Source organism: Gardnerella swidsinskii, from assembly GCF_023277705.1.
Classification (GTDB): Bacteria; Actinomycetota; Actinomycetes; order Actinomycetales; family Bifidobacteriaceae; genus Bifidobacterium; species Bifidobacterium swidsinskii.
Window position 1 is genome coordinate 883,593 of sequence record NZ_CP083176.1, and the last position, 16,066, is coordinate 899,658.

General features: G+C 38.6%; 12 protein-coding genes. 7 read left to right on the forward strand and 5 right to left on the reverse strand.

The features are described from left to right. Positions 1-5 precede the first annotated feature (5 nt). The 6 genes from yidD to K9E37_RS03420 all read left to right on the forward strand — a co-directional run bounded on the left by yidD (position 6) and on the right by K9E37_RS03420 (position 6,105). Complete coding sequence (gene yidD / locus K9E37_RS03395; RefSeq protein WP_076003119.1) at positions 6-326, forward strand: membrane protein insertion efficiency factor YidD; 321 nt, start codon at positions 6-8, stop codon at positions 324-326. Continuing rightward, positions 326-1,339 carry a membrane protein insertase YidC gene (gene yidC / locus K9E37_RS03400; protein ID WP_064621826.1) on the forward strand — a complete coding sequence of 338 codons (1,014 nt, stop codon included), beginning with the start codon at positions 326-328 and terminating at the stop codon, positions 1,337-1,339. Before yidD ends, yidC begins: the two co-directional genes overlap by 1 nt. 136 nt (positions 1,340-1,475) lie before the next feature. Then, entirely contained in the window at positions 1,476-2,030 is a 555-nt protein-coding gene (locus tag K9E37_RS03405) for a Jag family protein (protein WP_004109601.1), read from the forward strand. Positions 2,031-2,166: 136 nt separating this feature from the next. Then, positions 2,167-2,877, forward strand: coding sequence for a 16S rRNA (guanine(527)-N(7))-methyltransferase RsmG (rsmG, locus tag K9E37_RS03410; RefSeq protein ID WP_004109604.1), 711 nt, complete (start codon positions 2,167-2,169; stop codon positions 2,875-2,877). Positions 2,878-3,784: 907 nt separating this feature from the next. Continuing rightward, the gene (locus K9E37_RS03415) at positions 3,785-4,753 is read left to right on the forward strand and encodes a ParA family protein (protein ID WP_248893041.1); all 969 of its coding nucleotides are present in this window, start codon (positions 3,785-3,787) and stop codon (positions 4,751-4,753) included. Then, on the forward strand, positions 4,753-6,105 hold the full coding sequence (locus tag K9E37_RS03420) for a ParB/RepB/Spo0J family partition protein (protein WP_248893595.1): 1,353 nt from the start codon (positions 4,753-4,755) through the stop codon (positions 6,103-6,105). The genes K9E37_RS03415 and K9E37_RS03420 overlap by 1 nt, the downstream gene beginning before the upstream one ends. 123 nt (positions 6,106-6,228) lie before the next feature. On the opposite strand, the gene trxB is transcribed toward K9E37_RS03420, so the two are convergent. From trxB to K9E37_RS03445, 5 genes are all read right to left on the reverse strand, one after another. Further along, the gene (trxB, locus tag K9E37_RS03425) at positions 6,229-7,170 is read right to left on the reverse strand and encodes a thioredoxin-disulfide reductase (protein WP_064621503.1); all 942 of its coding nucleotides are present in this window, start codon (positions 7,168-7,170) and stop codon (positions 6,229-6,231) included. 34 nt (positions 7,171-7,204) lie between these two features. After that, positions 7,205-9,424, reverse strand: coding sequence for a protein kinase family protein (locus K9E37_RS03430; protein ID WP_116431995.1), 2,220 nt, complete (start codon positions 9,422-9,424; stop codon positions 7,205-7,207). Between the two features lie 166 nt (positions 9,425-9,590). Further along, positions 9,591-11,387, reverse strand: coding sequence for a murein biosynthesis integral membrane protein MurJ (gene murJ, locus K9E37_RS03435; RefSeq protein ID WP_064621505.1), 1,797 nt, complete (start codon positions 11,385-11,387; stop codon positions 9,591-9,593). Further along, positions 11,384-13,807, reverse strand: coding sequence for a DUF6049 family protein (locus K9E37_RS03440; protein ID WP_420842989.1), 2,424 nt, complete (start codon positions 13,805-13,807; stop codon positions 11,384-11,386). The genes murJ and K9E37_RS03440 overlap by 4 nt, the downstream gene beginning before the upstream one ends. Beyond that, complete coding sequence (locus K9E37_RS03445) at positions 13,758-14,534, reverse strand: NUDIX hydrolase (protein ID WP_004110180.1); 777 nt, start codon at positions 14,532-14,534, stop codon at positions 13,758-13,760. The genes K9E37_RS03440 and K9E37_RS03445 overlap by 50 nt, the downstream gene beginning before the upstream one ends. Positions 14,535-14,576: 42 nt before the next feature. Here K9E37_RS03445 and K9E37_RS03450 point away from each other — a divergent pair, with 42 nt between their 5' ends. After that, on the forward strand, positions 14,577-16,049 hold the full coding sequence (locus tag K9E37_RS03450) for a CCA tRNA nucleotidyltransferase (RefSeq protein WP_049762339.1): 1,473 nt from the start codon (positions 14,577-14,579) through the stop codon (positions 16,047-16,049). The last annotated feature ends 17 nt before the right edge of the window (positions 16,050-16,066 follow it).

Here is a 16,066-nt window from a genome sequence, read left to right on the forward strand (position 1 = left end):
TTGTTATGCGTAGTAAAAAAAGTTTAAGTTCTAAGTTTGTAATTAGTGCAATTAGATGGTATCAGCGCACGATTTCTGCAAATAGACCAGCTTGCTGTAGATACTATCCTACGTGTTCGCGTTATGCTATTGAAGCAATTGCTAGGTATGGCACGTTTAAAGGTGGTATTCTTGCATTATTACGCCTTCTACGCTGTAGACCTTGGACAAGCTGCAGTATTGATGATGTACCCCGCAAATATTCGATTTTTTACAGATGTGCTTGGTCTAAAGCACATGAAGAGCCACGGCTAACTCCCTTGGCTGAAGAAGACAAGGAAAACTAATGTTTAATCAAGATAACTTCATACTTGATAATGGATTCTTGGGATGGTTTTATAAAATCTTGACGCCAGTTGAGTGGCTCATGACTCAAATTATGTCATTATTCCATAAGTTATTAACTCTTCTGGGAATGAATGAAGTTGGCTTCTCTTGGGTTTTTTCCATCGTATTCTTGGTATTAGTTGTGCATGCGTGCATTTTCCCTGCATTTATTAAAAGCATTAAAGGCATGCGCAAAATGCAAGCTATTGCGCCTAAGATTAAGAAAATACAGCAAAAATATAAAGGCAAAAATGATCCTGCAAGTAAAGAAGCTATGCAGCGTGAAATGATGAAGCTTTATCAAGATAACAAAGCCAATCCTGCTGGTTCGTGCCTACCTATGATGATTCAGGGTCCTGCATTTATGAGTATTTGGTATACGCTTTCCGTTATTCCTTTTATTGCTCGTGGTAAGCATGCAGCTCTTGGTGCCTTTGATATTGCAACAGCACAGCAATTCATTAAAACTCGCGTATTTGGGGTTGGTGTTGCAGATACTTTTATGACAACTGCTGGCGCAGGTAAAATTGTCATAGTTATATTTGTTGTACTTATGTGTGCTGCAATGTGGTACATGCAATTCAATAATATTCGTAAGAATCTTCCGCCTGAGTCTAAGCAGGGTAGCCAATATACTGTACAAAAGCTCATGATGTGGGGATTCCCGTTGATTTACGTTTTCTCTGCGTTTGCTATGCCATTTGCAATGTTGGTTTACTGGTTAGTAAACAATGTTATAAATATGTTGCGTTCAATTTGGCAGGTTTACGCATTCCCAACTCCTGGATCTCCTGCAGCTGAAGAAAAAGAAAAGCGTGACTATCAAAAAGAAACTGCTCGTCGTGAGCGCGAAGGGTTGCCTTCTATTGAAGAAGAGAATCTTCAAAAAGCTCGTGAAGAAGCTGAGCGTAGAGAGATTGAGGGATTCCAGCGCAAACAGCCACAACGTAAACGTAAGGTGGCAAAGCGCTAATATTTAGATACATTTTGCGGATATATAAAGTCATTTTTATGACTTGAAAATAAGTTAGTAACTTGGCTTTATTATCCGCTAAACTAGACTTCAGGAATTTGTAAAACGTGAATTTTCTCACGATAAGGAGTAATTAATGGTACAAGATGAGAAGAGGACGGTTGATCAACTCAATGAAGAAGCTGATATTGCCGCAGATTATTTAGAAGGCTTACTCGATATTGCTGATTATGAGGGTGATATTGAGATGGGTGTGCGCAATAATCGCCCAATGATTCAGATTGTTGCAGATGATGACACTGATATTAAGAATTTAATTGGTCGCAATGGTGAGGTTGTCGATGCCTTGCAGCAATTGAGTCGTCTTGCTGTTCAACAAAAAACTGGTGATCGTTCGCATCTTATAGTTGATGTAGATGGATTCTTAAAGCGTAAGCGCCAGCATTTGCGCGATATTGCGTTAGATGCTGTTGATGAGGTGCGTGAAACTGGTGAACCTGTGAATTTGAAGCCAATGAATTCTTTTGAGCGTAAAGTTGTGCATGATACTGTACGTGATGAAGGTTTGCGCTCCCGTTCACATGGGGAAGAACCACGCCGCTATGTAACTGTTTACATGCCTTCAGTTGCTTCTGAAGATGAGAATATTGATGAAATTGACGATGTAGAAGGCGAATATTCTGAAGAATAATTAATTTTTATTTAATTGTTTCTTTTCGAAGGAAAAGAGAAATAAAATGAAAAGTAACACAATGGAACAAAAAATGTTTTGTTGTGTTACTTTTCATTTTATTTTTTATATTGCTTTTATTTGTTTTGGGGAAAATATGGAAGCTAATTTAGATAAAAAATACGAGGAAAATACACAAAAAATAGCGGACGAATTGGAAGGATCCCCGTTGCTGAACGAGGTTTTAGGTGAAGCATTAGAAAAGTGTAAGCTGTTTCACGTGAAACTTCAGCAAGAAGGATTAATAAGAGGTCTTATCGGTCCTAGAGATATGAATATTCTCTGGGAAAGGCATATATTAAATTCTGCAGCAGTTGTTCCTTTTATTAAAGAAGCAATAGTTGGTAGAAAAAATAAAAGAGTTGCAGATGTAGGTAGCGGCGGAGGTTTTCCTGGTCTAGTTTTAGCTGCGTGCTTACCTGATTATGACGTTACTTTGATTGAACCTATGGAGCGTCGTGTTGATTGGTTGCGTGAGTGCGTTGCTCTTATGAAATTAAAAAATGTTACTATATTTCACGGCAGATCAGATGAAGTTATTGACAAAGTTAAGTCACATGAAATTCCAGCGTTTGATGTAGTAACATGCAGGGCTGTAGCTCCTATGACGAAATTAGCTGGATGGACTATTCCTCTATTGAATAAGCACGGGAAATTAATAGCATTAAAGGGTAAATCTGCTCAAGCAGAAGTAGAAAAAGCTGTAAAAATGATTCGAAAAGCCGGTGGAATAGATACTCATGTTTTTGAGGCACCTGTTGCATCTGGCTTACAACCAACTACAGTTGTAATAGTAAATAAAGCCTAATTTTTTTAATTAAAATTTGTGTTTTCTATGGCGCGAGTTTATTTTCGATGTTCTTGCGTATCGTCTATGAGTTTTGACTGGTGTTTTCTGAAAACGGTCTGATGAGCCTCGAAAGTTCTTGTTTGGCGTGGCGTGAGTTTTAGCTGGTGTTTGGCTGGCGGGTTTCTTTGTGTGGCTGTGTGAGATAGGAATTACTTGTCTCGCAGCGCTCCGCTCTTATACCTTATTTGGACTTAGCGGTTGTGTAGTTAAGTTTAGTTTTTTACTTACTTTTTCTGCAAAAATAGTATTCATCAACAAGATTATTACTATCGTTCCGCTTTTATATTGCTCGACCAAGCAATTCCTATCTCCCACTATTAGTAAAACCGCTAGTGTTTTTGGTGTGGTAGGAGTGCCTGGTGTGACGTGCGCAGCAGCACGGATGCTAGTGTTCTCTATGCGATAAATATTCAACGTCCGCAGAGCAATACTGTTAAAGTTTGCTAATCAATAAATAATCGCCGTTTGCAAAGCATTACTGCAAAGCTACATAATCGACGTTTGCAAAGCATTACTGCAAAGCTTCATGTGCAACGTTTGCAAAGCACTGGTGCAAAGCTACAGAAACATACAAGCACATCCAATCAATGCGAAAAATCGAAGAATCTCACCACATGAATATAAATTGTTCAATTAGGTTTTGGGGAGAGCGAGGCATTGATTGTTTCTATTTTGTAGTGTGCAGCAGCATTAACATTAGTGTTTTATGATTAGAAAAATATGTAGTTAGTTATGGAATAAGGTGTTGATGTTTCATGTGAAACATCAAAAAATTTGTGCTTTTTATGTCCATGGAAACGACGAAACTTAAAACACGATATTTTTATTTTAAGAGTTTCGCATATTTAATTGGGGGTGATACGTCGTGGAATCAGCTGCTGAAACGATTCAACGAATTTTTGGAGATTCAAAATCCTCCCTAGGTGTTGAATTGGCAGATTTGACATCTCGTTTTCATTCCATTGAACAAGCGAAATATCCTAAGCCTAAGCAAACGCGTTTTATTGCTGTTGCTAATCAAAAAGGTGGAGTAGGAAAAACAAGTTCTGCTGTAAATCTTGCTGCAGCTATGGCAGTAAGTGGATCAAAAGTACTTCTTATTGATATGGATCCACAAGGGAATGCGTCAACTGCATTAAATACTCCTCATGCTTCTGGTAATTTGTCGGTTTACGATGTTCTTGAAGGGCGAAAAAGTATCGCTGAAGTAAAACATGCTTGCCCAGATATTGAAGGACTTGATGTTGTGCCAGCATCCATTGATTTGAGTGGTGCTGAATTAGAGCTTGCAGATATGGATAATCGTAATAATCTGTTAAAGGATGCCTTGCAAGAATATCTTGATAATAGCAGCGAACATTACGATTATGTTTTTATTGATTGTCCTCCGTCGCTTGGCTTGTTAGTGATTAATGCCATGTGTGCAGCACGTGAAATGCTTATACCAATTCAAGCTGAGTATTATGCTCTTGAAGGTTTAGGACAGCTTATAAGAACTATTGGTTTAGTCCAGCAACATTACAATCCAATTTTAGTTGTTTCTACAATGCTTGTTACTATGTTTGACAAGCGAACTTTATTAGGCAGAGAAGTTTTCCAAGAAGTTAAAAAACATTATCCAAATATTGTGCTTGAGACTACGATTCCTCGTACTGTGAAAATACCTGAAGCGCCAAGTTTTAACCAAAGTGTTATTACTTATGATCCTCATGGATCAGGAGCGATTTCTTATCGCGAAGCTGCGTTAGAAATAGCGAAAAGGTCTAAGACAGTATTATCTGTTATTGCAGCAAAGCAAGATGCTAATCGACAAGAACAACAGGAGAATCAATGATGAGTGGAAATAAGTCTCGCCTGGGTAAAGGTTTAGGCGCTTTGTTCCCAGCTTTGCCTGGCGAGGATGCGCTTGCCGATGCATCTAATAATTTGCAATTTAATGTTTCACATGAAACAAAAAAATCCGAATCTGTGGATAGTCAATTAGAAGAACAAGCAAAAGTTTCACGTGAAACGTTACATAAAGATAATAATCAATCAAAAAATGTTTCACATGAAACAAAGGTCCCTAGTATGAGCAATTCAATTGCTCCTCACGCGGATAAGAATAATAACAAAATAAAGAATGTTTCACGTGAAACCGTGCCGTCAATTCATACTAACAAGCATTCTCATAAACGTTCAACTATGCCATCTCTTGGAGATGTCACTAGACCTATGGATTTCTTTTTTGGAGATTCAGCATCAACGACATTTATGTCGTCTAAGGCAAAAAATAGTGAAGAAACCGTTATTGGTGAAAAAAATAACGCTGCTGAAAAATCGAATAAAACCGCAAAAAATGAGCCTTTGAAGCCAGTAAAAGGTGGATATTTAGCTTATCTTAAGCCGTTAGATATTGTTCCTAATGCGCATCAACCTCGAACAATTTTTGATGAAGATGAGCTGCGAGAACTTGCGTCATCTATTAAAGAAGTCGGCGTTTTACAGCCTATAGTTGTGCGACCTATTGTTGATGCAGATAAAAATGATGAACAAATTGCACATTATGAACTTATTATGGGCGAGAGAAGATGGCGTGCTTCTCAGCTAGCTGAACTTGATACAGTTCCAGCGATTGTGCGCACAACTGCTGATGAAAATATGTTAAGAGATGCATTGCTTGAAAATCTTCATCGCGTTGCTCTTAATCCTCTTGAAGAAGCGGCAGCATATTCTCAGATGATAGATGATTTTGGTTTAACACAGATTCAGCTTTCTCAGTCTGTATCAAAATCACGTCCACAAATTGCTAATACTTTAAGACTTCTCAATCTTCCTGCTAGCGTGCAAAAACATGTCGCCTCAGGCGTGCTTTCTGCAGGTCACGCACGAGCACTACTTGGCTTGGAAAATCCAGAAGATATGGAAAGTCTAGCCAATCGTATTATTGCAGAAGGATTGTCAGTTCGTAGTACTGAAGAGATTGTTTCGTTGAAGAATGAAGATACATCTCATGGAGCAGTACGTACGCGTGTGCGTCGCAATAATCAGTGGTCTTCTTCGCCTGTGCGCAAGCAGCTTGAGGAGTATTTTGCTACCAAAGTTTCTATTAAGGGCACAGAAAATCATGGAAGAATCGAGATTGTCTTTTCTTCTCCTGAAGAAATGCAACGAATTATTGGTTTACTTGTTTCTAAAAAAGAATAGTAGTTTTAATAAAATACGTGTGACATTTGTCTACAATATAATAGCTTAGACTGTAATGTCACACGTAAATTTAATTGTATTTATGCTTTTACTTTTAGTAAGCCTTTGTGTAATGAGTAAGATTTAAGCGTATTTTTCGTTAAGATAAGTTTGAGCATCAAGAGCTGCTCTGCATCCCATTCCTGCTGCAGAAATTGCTTGACGATACATGTTGTCGACAACATCTCCCGCAGCAAAAACGCCTTCAACAGAAGTGCGAGTAGTTGCACCATCAACAACAATTGTTCCATCTTCATTAAGTTTTAATTGGTCGTTTAAGAACTTTGTTGCAGGAGTGTGACCAATTGCCACAAACAATCCAGCTGACTCAACTTCTTGAGTTTCTCCTGTAATAACATTGCGAACAGTAAGTGAAGTAGCTTCTACATCGTTGCCGTGCACTTCATCTACAACGCTATTTGTAATAAATTTGATTTTTTCGTTTTCTTTTGCTCTATCAACCATAATCTTTGAAGCGCGGAATTCATCTCTGCGGTGAATTAAAGTAACAGAAGAACCAAATCGTGTGAGGAACAATGCTTCTTCAAAAGCAGAATCTCCTCCACCAACTACAGTAATTGGTTTTCCTCGGAAGAAGAAGCCGTCGCAAGTTGCACAATAAGATACACCTCTGCCGGAGTACTCGAGTTCTCCCGGAACGCCCAATTTGCGCACTTGCGAGCCCGTAGAGACAATAACTGCGTCGAACTCATAAGTTATACCGTCATCGGTAGTAACGAGCTTTATAGCGCTTTTAAAGTCTACAGAAGTGACATCGTTCAGCAATATTTCTGCACCAAATTTTTCAGCTTGTTTTTGCATAGACTCCATTAAGTCAGGGCCTAAAATACCTTCTGGGAATCCTGGATAATTCTCTACTTCCGTTGTGTTCATCAATTGACCGCCTGGAGTAAGAGCTCCAGCAATAACAAGTGGTTTGTACCCAGCGCGACCCAAATATATTGCAGCAGTGTATCCTGCAGGTCCGGATCCAATTATGATAACTTTTCGAAGTTTATTTTCCATTACTTATTTCCTTAAAAGCACTTATTTAAGAGATTCAATACAGTTTTACAGAATTGATGTACAAACTGTTCTTAGGCATGCTATCTTTTGGAACCCATAGCATGAAATCTTGAGATTTTACAATCTTCTTAAGTTTTACATCTGTTGTTCCGCTTTCATCGAATGTAAATTCTGCTACTTGAGTTCCCTTAGTTGGATCATCCTTAGTATCTGCTAACAAATATGCGTGACCTCCAGAGGAACGTATCGAAACAACGAAGCGATACACAGTTTGTGGTTCGGTTAAGTGAATATAGTAACCATATCCAGCTTGATTAGCTGGGAAGCTTAAGAATTGATAACGATCAGCTTCGTAAGCAACGTTATTAATAGGAATTTTAGGCTTAGGCACAGGTTTTACTTGCTTACGACCCATATTTTTCTTAGCAGGTTGTTTTTCTTGAGGAAGAATACCTTGGCTACCAAACGGAACATTTTCTAGACTAGTGCTATCCCATGAGCCGTTGTTTCCGAAGCTATCTGTACTTTCATGATTTCCAAATAAACCATGTAATGCCAAAGCTAATCCAGCTACAAGGAGTAACGAAACAGCCCCGATGACAATAACTTTGGTTGAAAGACCCCACCAAATCTTAGCATCTGCAATAGTGTTGTTATTTTGTGTATTCTGCTTTTGTTTGTGCAAAGTAGCAGTTTGTTCCAGAGGCTGGAAGCTTGGCGGCAAAGAAAGTGCTCCATTTTCTTGGATATCGTCGTTTTGGTCATTGTTTATTTCGTCTCTAAGTGCTCTTGCTGATTCCTCTCCAGGAGCTACAAATCTTCCGTGAGAATCAACAACAGGAACGCGACCAGTAGCTTCGCCTTCTGAAGTTAAGTTTTGTGGTCTTGACATTAATTCTGTGTGTTGATTATTTTCAGTAAGAAGATGCCCAAAATCAAAACTACTAACTACGCCTGTTTCGCTAATAGTATTTTTGGAAGTTTGATTTCTTGTATTTTCAACGTGATCAAAAATATTTTTAGACGTAGCAGTATCGGGAAAATGTTTATATGAAGCAGACAATGTTGGGAAAAGAGCATCGTCTGTATCAAGTTCTGTAGGAGCAAGAATGCTAGCCATTTCTGCTGCTGCAATATCATGAAAATCTATATCTGTATTAGTGTTAGTTTCGTCACTAAAACTATTGTTACCAATGCCTTCAGAATCTGAGTTAGTATTGCTTCTTTTAAGAAGAGATCCCAATGTTCTTCCAGCATTTTTGAAGCTATCACTTAACTTAGCGGATCCATTTGTATTATTTGAAATAGTGCTGGCTGAATTAGTTGAAGAAAAATCGTTAGAATCCTGATTATTTCTTTGCATTAATTGTGCATCAAATTCTTCTTCACTTTGTGAAAGACCTTCAGGCAAAGGTAGTATACAATCATCTTTTGCTTCGCGAAGTCGAACATTGCTAATAGAAGCAACACTTGTTTTACCATCAAGCACAATATCTCTTGTTGTGAGCTTCGATAAAGGCGTGTATGAACCTAATAATGCTACTAATTCTGCAATAGACGCCATAGGTATTACGTTGTTATTTTTATTTGAAGCTAGGCTTCTTGTGCAAATCATCCTAAATTCTGAAGGAGTATTATCTGGCAAAAGAGACGCATCAAAACGAGCTTGTATTCGAGAAGAAGTTCTAGTAATCAAAGTGTATAACAATGATGCAAGTTGCTTAGTTGCAATATGTTCAACATTTTGCCTTGGAATTTGATCATCATCTTTTTGAGTCACATCTTCCAAAAGAGGACTTACTGGAGTATCTGCTAACTCAATTCCTGAAGAACTTATGCGAACAGTGTCACTAGAAACAGCGTGGTGAGTAATATTGCTAGCAAGTAATCTGCTTAAAGCTTGTGCAGTTTCTGCAACAATAGTTCTTATTGCTTCGTAGCTTAAAGGTGCTTTTTTAAGAGCCAAATAATCATTGATAGTAATACCGCGATCTAAAGCTGTAACAATAATTGCAACAGAATCATGATGCCGTAATTGAAGTACTTGCGTAAACTTGCGGCTATGCGATAAAGCCAAGGTTGATGCAATTGTATTTACTTGCGGCAAAAAACGTGAATCTCGTACAATAAAAAGCTGGCAATCCTGCGTAAGTATGCGGTCATTGGCTTGCCATACTTGCAAGCCTGCTTCGTTGCGCAAAAGCGATACTAGTACGTATCGATTTAGTACAATATCTCCTAACCGAGGTTCCATTTGTTCCTCATCTTCCTACGCATGTGCAATAAGTAACTTAACATTTTTTACTAACACATAATTGTACTGGTGAGCCGTCATGTTATGTACAGCATTTTGCTGTTATTGAAATAATTTCCCAAATAATCACATATTTTAAGGAAAAGCTCAATATGAAACTACGCTCTTAGAAGTTTTTGCTGTTAGAAGAATCATGATATTTTGCATCGGATTGTATTCTACGCGGAATTCTAAGATTTTTCTGTTCGTGCTGTGATTGACTTTTTGCAGTTTCTTCAAAAATTTTAGCAAGAGGAGCAAGAGCAGGAATCTTTTGGGCAAGCTTACTAATTATTGGGGCAGACAAATCTACAAGTTCTCTGGTCTTCAAAAGTAAGAGTGCTGACAGATAAACAACAGCAATAATAATTGTTGTTATTGCGCAAATAAGTATTGCGTATACCCACCTTAATATTCCATGCATATGTGGGGAATTGAAGTTTAAAACATGCAATAGCGGTTTACTCACTAAGAGACCAACAACAATAGATACTATTGAAGCAATAGTAATTTTTATATGCGTAATTGCAAGATTTCGATCATCTAAGTCATTGTTGAAACGATTTCGAAGCATATGAACAAGTGATGGGAAAGTCAAGAAGTAGCTTATTGAAACTGATGAGCCTAAAGCTGTAACCCAATAAGTAGGTGGCAGTACATTAATGCAACATACAAAGGCAAAAAGCTCAGTAAGAAGTTGCGCTGCTGCGAAAATAAAAGGACTTTTACCGTCTTCAAAAGCAAAGAATGTGCGTTGAATAATCAAATAGCTACTAGTTAAAGGCAAGCCAAAAGCTAGCATCATTAGAGGTGCAGACATAAGGTTTGCTTCTTGAACACTTATTGATGGTATTAAAGCTAACGAAATAGGTGTCGGAATAACAATAAAAATGACTGTAAAGAAGCACATAATTATGCTTACATGCCTGAGTGCTTCACTTAAATCATTGCGCGCGCTATGTAAATCGTGAGATGCAATGGAGCGTGAAATTTTAGGGAAAATTGCTGTTGCAACAGATACTGCAACTAAAGAGTAGGGCAATAGGAACATTGTGTAAGCGTTTTGATAAGTAGCATTACCTGCTACTTCAAACTGATCTAATCCTAAACGTTTTTCGGCAACAAATGGGACGCTTGTTGTTATATGCGTAGTAATCATTACAACTATTTGTGTAACAATAACAATGCCCATGCTCCATGCAGCAACAGGGCCCATTGATCTTAAACCGATATCTCGTATACCAAAACTTGGCTTGTAGTGTATTCCGCATTTTATAAGAGGTAGGAATAACACTAAGGCTTGTGCTGCTACGCCAATAGTCCAGAATCCTGCAGTGAGCAAAAGAGTATTGCCATTCCAAAAACTTAGTGGCATCCTATTTGCTTTACCAAAGATGATGATAAAAACGCCAAAGCCTAGGCAACTAATAATATTTGCTGCAACTGAACTCCACGCGTACATGGCAAAATGCTCTTTTGCTGCCAAAACTTGCCCAAGTACTGTATAAATACCGTAAAAGAAAATTTGAGGCATGCACCATAAAGTAAATGAACATGTTAATGTTTGCATTTCGGCGCTTCCGCCGGCGTATAGCATAGTGAGCACAGGCGTTGCTATAGACATAAGAACTGTTAGCGCGAGAAGCAGAAGAATTGCAAATGTAATAAGTTTATTTAAGCGTTCCTCGGCATTTTTCTTTTCGAGAGTGCGAACAATTTGCGGTACTAATACAGCGTTGAAAATTCCACCTGAAACAAGCGTATATATTAGCTGTGGAATCATAGATCCAGCTTGATATGCGTTTGCTGCTAAACCTGTTGTTCCAAGGGCTGCTGCTAATAAGATAGTACGTATTTGACCTGTAATGCGTGATGCGGCTGTTCCGCTAGCCATAATTACAGAATTTCGACCTACTGAACTCATTCGTCTGGATCCTTCTTACGGTGGAATTGCCTCCAAAGGCCAAGAAGACCAAGAATGAAAGCAAATACTATAATAATCGTACCGCTTTTATCACTAATTTGCAGTGTACTAGTAATAAGTGTGCTTTGTTCTTTTGCAAATACGCGATGCTGATTGTCTTCAAGCACAAAAGTAGCTTTTGTGTGAATTGATGTAGTGATTCTCAGTGGTAAAGTTACTTGAGTTTCGCTATTAGCTGGAATTTTTACTAAAGTTTTACGGCGTGTAACAATTTCCATAGCATGAGTATTTGCAGATAAATACACTTGCACAGGGTAAGAGTATGTGTTGCTTATCGTAATAGGCATGCTTGCTGTTTCGCTTACGGCAGTAATATCATGCGGTGGGATTATGTGAATGCCATTCATCAGTGTATTTGCAAAAGTCTTAGCAGTATTTTTACTTATACAAGACTTGTTATTTTTCTTGCTGTGTGCAGTAGTTTTGGCTGAATCTTGCTGCTCGATCGTATTATTGGTAAATTCGTGCAAAGAAATATCGTCGTATAAGCGTAATAAATACTTTTCTAAGTCTTTTATGTTAATAAGTTTTTTTGTTTTGGCTGTTTGTTTTGCAAGTGCTTGAGCGTCACCCTCAGTATTATGAGGATGCTTAGCGGAACTATAGTCGAGAATATTCTTAGTAAAACGTAAAACGTCTTTCCTTGAATGTGACAAATCGTTTAGGCAAGAGCGTCGTTTTTCAGTAATATTCTCGCTTATAGAGCTGTTGCGAGATATTTCACGCATTATGGAATTTTTCTTCCAGTCAGGCAAGGCATTTTGCTTCGTATTTGCCATTGTTTGCAAGTCGCTTAACGACAGCCAAGGAGATTGTTCTAATGCGTTCATAACAGCATCAATATTTGAATTAGATGCATTATTCGAAAAAGTAATGAGAATATGTCTATCAACATACGGCTGTTCCATTTGGTAGAACGCGCTTTGTGCCACTAAACGATTAATGCGCCCAGCCTGAGTTCGTTCGCTTGTTGCGTTATCGCTTGTAGGCTTTCCGTTTGCCAGAAGAGTAAGCACTGATTGAGGTGACAAAACTCGCACATTCCCTGCAGGCGTATCTATATCGTATATGCCATTTCTAACAGCAAACTGTGAAGCATTATTGTCAAATTCGTCTGTTGCAATAACAGTTTCATATCCATTACGTTTTGCTTGCTCTAGTGCATGAATAGTCCATTTGCCGTATGTTTGCCATGCATAAGCTTTATTTAAATTATGATTAGTTGAGTCTGTTTGTTTTGAATTATTTGCTTTAGTAATATTTTTCTGCGATTGCGAATTTTTTGCAGACCATTTTTCTTTAGTAATTCCTGCCGATTTATACAAATCGTCATTATTGTCATCTGCATAAGCACTGATATCAAAACCAGATTGTTGCATATAAGCGCTTGGTTTGAGTGTTAAATGCGATGCTTGTATTGTGCTTAAATCTGCGATTGTTTGTAATTTTGAGTGTTTATTTGCTAAATCAGCTTTCCCAATAATGTTGTGAATACTATCTTTGTCTGCTCTAAGTAACGTTTCTAAATGATCGCTAGGTTGAATGTTATTAGCTTTAAAATTGCGTAAATCGTTTTGTGTACGAATTAATATTGGCATGAGCGCAGTAAGTTTCATCGCTGGTAAGTTAGCTGAGTGCATGCCAATATTTGCTCTTGTCAAAAAAGAATGTATCGATTTGTATTTTGAATAATCTTGTGAGAAATACGTAATTTTTAATGGTTTGGGACCCCAATTCAGGATGGAACGTAATTCTTGTTTATCTGCAGGTATGTTAAAGCTAAGAGTGCACGTGTGACCGGAAGCTAAACTTGGAGTTTTTACGGAATCTAAAATTTGAGGAGTTGGTATAAGAGATTCCTCTTGCGACCAATTTTGCACGTCCGTGCGCGAAACAAAAGTGTAATTGGAATTTATAGAAAGTTGTAAAGTGCCTTCTGGAAGTGCCGTTTTTACGGCTTTTAGTGTTGCAGTAAGGTGGTATCCGCTTTTATCTGTTACTACAGGCGTTGCTTGAGTTATATCTATTTCAATGCCCTTGCTATGCGGATTTTCATACGTAGATTGTTTTTTATTTTGTCTTGTAGAAGTTTTGTCAGATAAATCTGCTTTTTTCGTGTTTGCATATGCGTAATTTGCTAATCCTGCATATTTTGCTGTTGGAAAAGCAAAAATTGTTGCAAATACTACGAATAATATAAAAATAAAACGTGCAGAAATTAAGCAAGTATGTAACGTAACTCGTAATAAAGAAAATACGTATGAAAGTGCCTTCTGCTTTAGAACAGTAGACGCATTTGTGGTCTGATGTTTACGCGTGAGTTTCTTCACTGTTAGACCGCCTATGTGCTTTTTTGGCATAAAGCCATGCAATTTTACGTTCATTTGGATAGCTTAGTATTGCATTAAGTTCTTTAAAATTCACCCATATTGCGTCTTCTGCTTCGTGATCAGGATCTCCTAATACAGATAAGTCGCCACTTACGTAACGTAACGCAAAATGGTGTACTAGCTTGTGTACTCTATGCGTTGTGCCTGTAAACCAATAGTCGATTGTGGCAATCGAATCTACTACTTCGCCAACTATACCCGTTTCCTCATGAATTTCGCGAACTGCTGTTTCTTGAGGTGTTTCACCTTTTTCTATATGTCCTTTTGGTAGACACCATTCAAGGTGTCCGCTTCTTGAATGACGAGCAATAATTGCGACACGCCCGAGAGAGTCAAATACTAAACCGCCTGCGGAATATTCTCGAATAATTGGCAAGTCTTGCGCATCTAAAGAAGCAAAAGTTGTAGGAGTATCTGCCTGTCTGCGTGGTGGCATAAGTGCTGGAGATACGCCTGAGAAAGAAGATGTTTTTTGAAGATTATCTTCCGGCGATCCTGAGTCTTGCGCAGTGCTGTCATCCTTAGAAAACAGCGGAATATCAACAACATTTTGTTCTTCACAACTGTCTTGCTGGCAAGACTTTTTTCTATGCATTTTAGCTAAATCAAGTGGCGTAATAACAGGAGCAGCTTGATTTTGGGCATGATTATCCGCAAGCTTGGCGAGCGTACGTCGTAAGTCTGCAGGAGTGATCATATAGTCAACATTACTCAATCCGCTGTGCATTGGGGTAACGGTATGCTGGAATATAGATTGATTTTTGCTGAAAGGGTGTCGGTAAGGGTGACTGAGAACTTCGAAGTTTGGCCTGAAGCTATAGAGTTGGGGCGACTTTTTGCTGAGCGTCATTATGAACTTGCATTAGTTGGTGGTCCTGTGAGAGATATGCTACTGCATCGCGTGTCGCATGATCTTGATTTTTGTACATCAGCTCGACCCGAAGAGTTTGAACCTATTTTGCGTCGTTGGGGACATGATGGTTTTTGGGATATGGGTCGCAAATTTGGCACGTTGGGAGCTATGCGTCGACGTGCTGATGGTACAGAAGTAAAAGTTGAAATTACTACATACCGTTCTGATGTGTACGATCCAGATTCTCGTAAACCTGAAGTGCAATACGGTGATACTTTAGAAGGTGATCTTTCTAGGCGTGATTTTACTGTCAACGCAATGGCGTTGCGCGTGCCAGATTTACAGTTTGTAGATCCTTTTGGCGGTGCTAGTGATTTAGCTAAAGGCGTGTTGCGAACCCCGGTTGATCCTCGTCAATCTTTTGATGACGATCCTTTGCGTATGATGCGTGCAGTTCGTTTTGTTGCGCAACTTGGGTTTAGTATCGAAGCAAATACTGCTGAAGCGATTGTGGACATGGCAGATAGGTTAGATATTGTTTCTGCTGAAAGAATTCGCGACGAAATTACTAAAATGTTACTTTCGGACAGACCTCGTAAAGGATTAGAAGCTCTTGTTGAATCTGGTATAGCTCAGCGTGTTCTTCCGGAGATTCCAGCTTTACAGCTTGAAATTGACGAGCATCATCGTCATAAGGACGTTTTTGAACACACAATGATGGTTCTTGAGCGCGCTATAGCTTTGGAAACAGATCAGGAAGGTCCAGTGCCGTCTCCAGATTTAACGTTGCGTCTAGCTGCTTTATTGCATGACATTGGGAAGCCAAAAACTCGAAAATTTGAAGATGGAGGGAAAGTTAGTTTCCACCACCATGATGTTGTTGGCGCAAAAATGACTCGTAAACGTTTGAAAGCACTGCATTTTGATCATCATCTTATCGAAGATGTTACTGAATTAGTGAATTTGCATTTGCGTTTTCATGGGTATGTTGATGAACCGTGGACTGATTCTGCAGTTCGTCGTTACGTAAAAGATTCAGGACATCTGTATGAGCGGTTGAACCGACTTACTAGAGCAGATGCAACCACTCAGAATCGTCGCAAATCGTTAATGTTTGAGCATGCGATGGACGAGATGGAAGAGCGCGTAAAGGAGCTTAAAAAGCAGGAAGATTTTAACGCTATTAGACCTGATGTAGACGGTAATGAAATAATGCAATTATTGCATTTGCAACCAGGTCCAACAGTTGGTGAGGCTTATAAGCATATGCTTGATTACCGTCTCGATAATGGTCCGGTAGACCATGATATTGCTGTAGAAGAATTACAGCGATGGTATGAGGAAACGTACAAAAAGTAAAAGTTTCTTCACTTAAA

What these genes read in the sequence shown, in the direction of transcription:
- yidD (WP_076003119.1), top strand. Translation starts at nt 6, where the DNA reads ATGCGTAGTAAAAAAAGTTTAAGTTCTAAGTTTGTAATTAGTGCAATT.
- yidC (WP_064621826.1), top strand. Translation starts at nt 326, where the DNA reads ATGTTTAATCAAGATAACTTCATACTTGATAATGGATTCTTGGGATGG.
- K9E37_RS03405 (WP_004109601.1), top strand. Translation starts at nt 1,476, where the DNA reads ATGGTACAAGATGAGAAGAGGACGGTTGATCAACTCAATGAAGAAGCT.
- rsmG (WP_004109604.1), top strand. Translation starts at nt 2,167, where the DNA reads ATGGAAGCTAATTTAGATAAAAAATACGAGGAAAATACACAAAAAATA.
- K9E37_RS03420 (WP_248893595.1), top strand. Translation starts at nt 4,753, where the DNA reads ATGAGTGGAAATAAGTCTCGCCTGGGTAAAGGTTTAGGCGCTTTGTTC.
- trxB (WP_064621503.1), bottom strand. Translation starts at nt 7,170, where the DNA reads ATGGAAAATAAACTTCGAAAAGTTATCATAATTGGATCCGGACCTGCA.
- K9E37_RS03430 (WP_116431995.1), bottom strand. Translation starts at nt 9,424, where the DNA reads ATGGAACCTCGGTTAGGAGATATTGTACTAAATCGATACGTACTAGTA.
- murJ (WP_064621505.1), bottom strand. Translation starts at nt 11,387, where the DNA reads ATGAGTTCAGTAGGTCGAAATTCTGTAATTATGGCTAGCGGAACAGCC.
- K9E37_RS03440 (WP_420842989.1), bottom strand. Translation starts at nt 13,807, where the DNA reads ATGCCAAAAAAGCACATAGGCGGTCTAACAGTGAAGAAACTCACGCGT.
- K9E37_RS03445 (WP_004110180.1), bottom strand. Translation starts at nt 14,534, where the DNA reads ATGATCACTCCTGCAGACTTACGACGTACGCTCGCCAAGCTTGCGGAT.
- K9E37_RS03450 (WP_049762339.1), top strand. Translation starts at nt 14,577, where the DNA reads ATGCTGGAATATAGATTGATTTTTGCTGAAAGGGTGTCGGTAAGGGTG.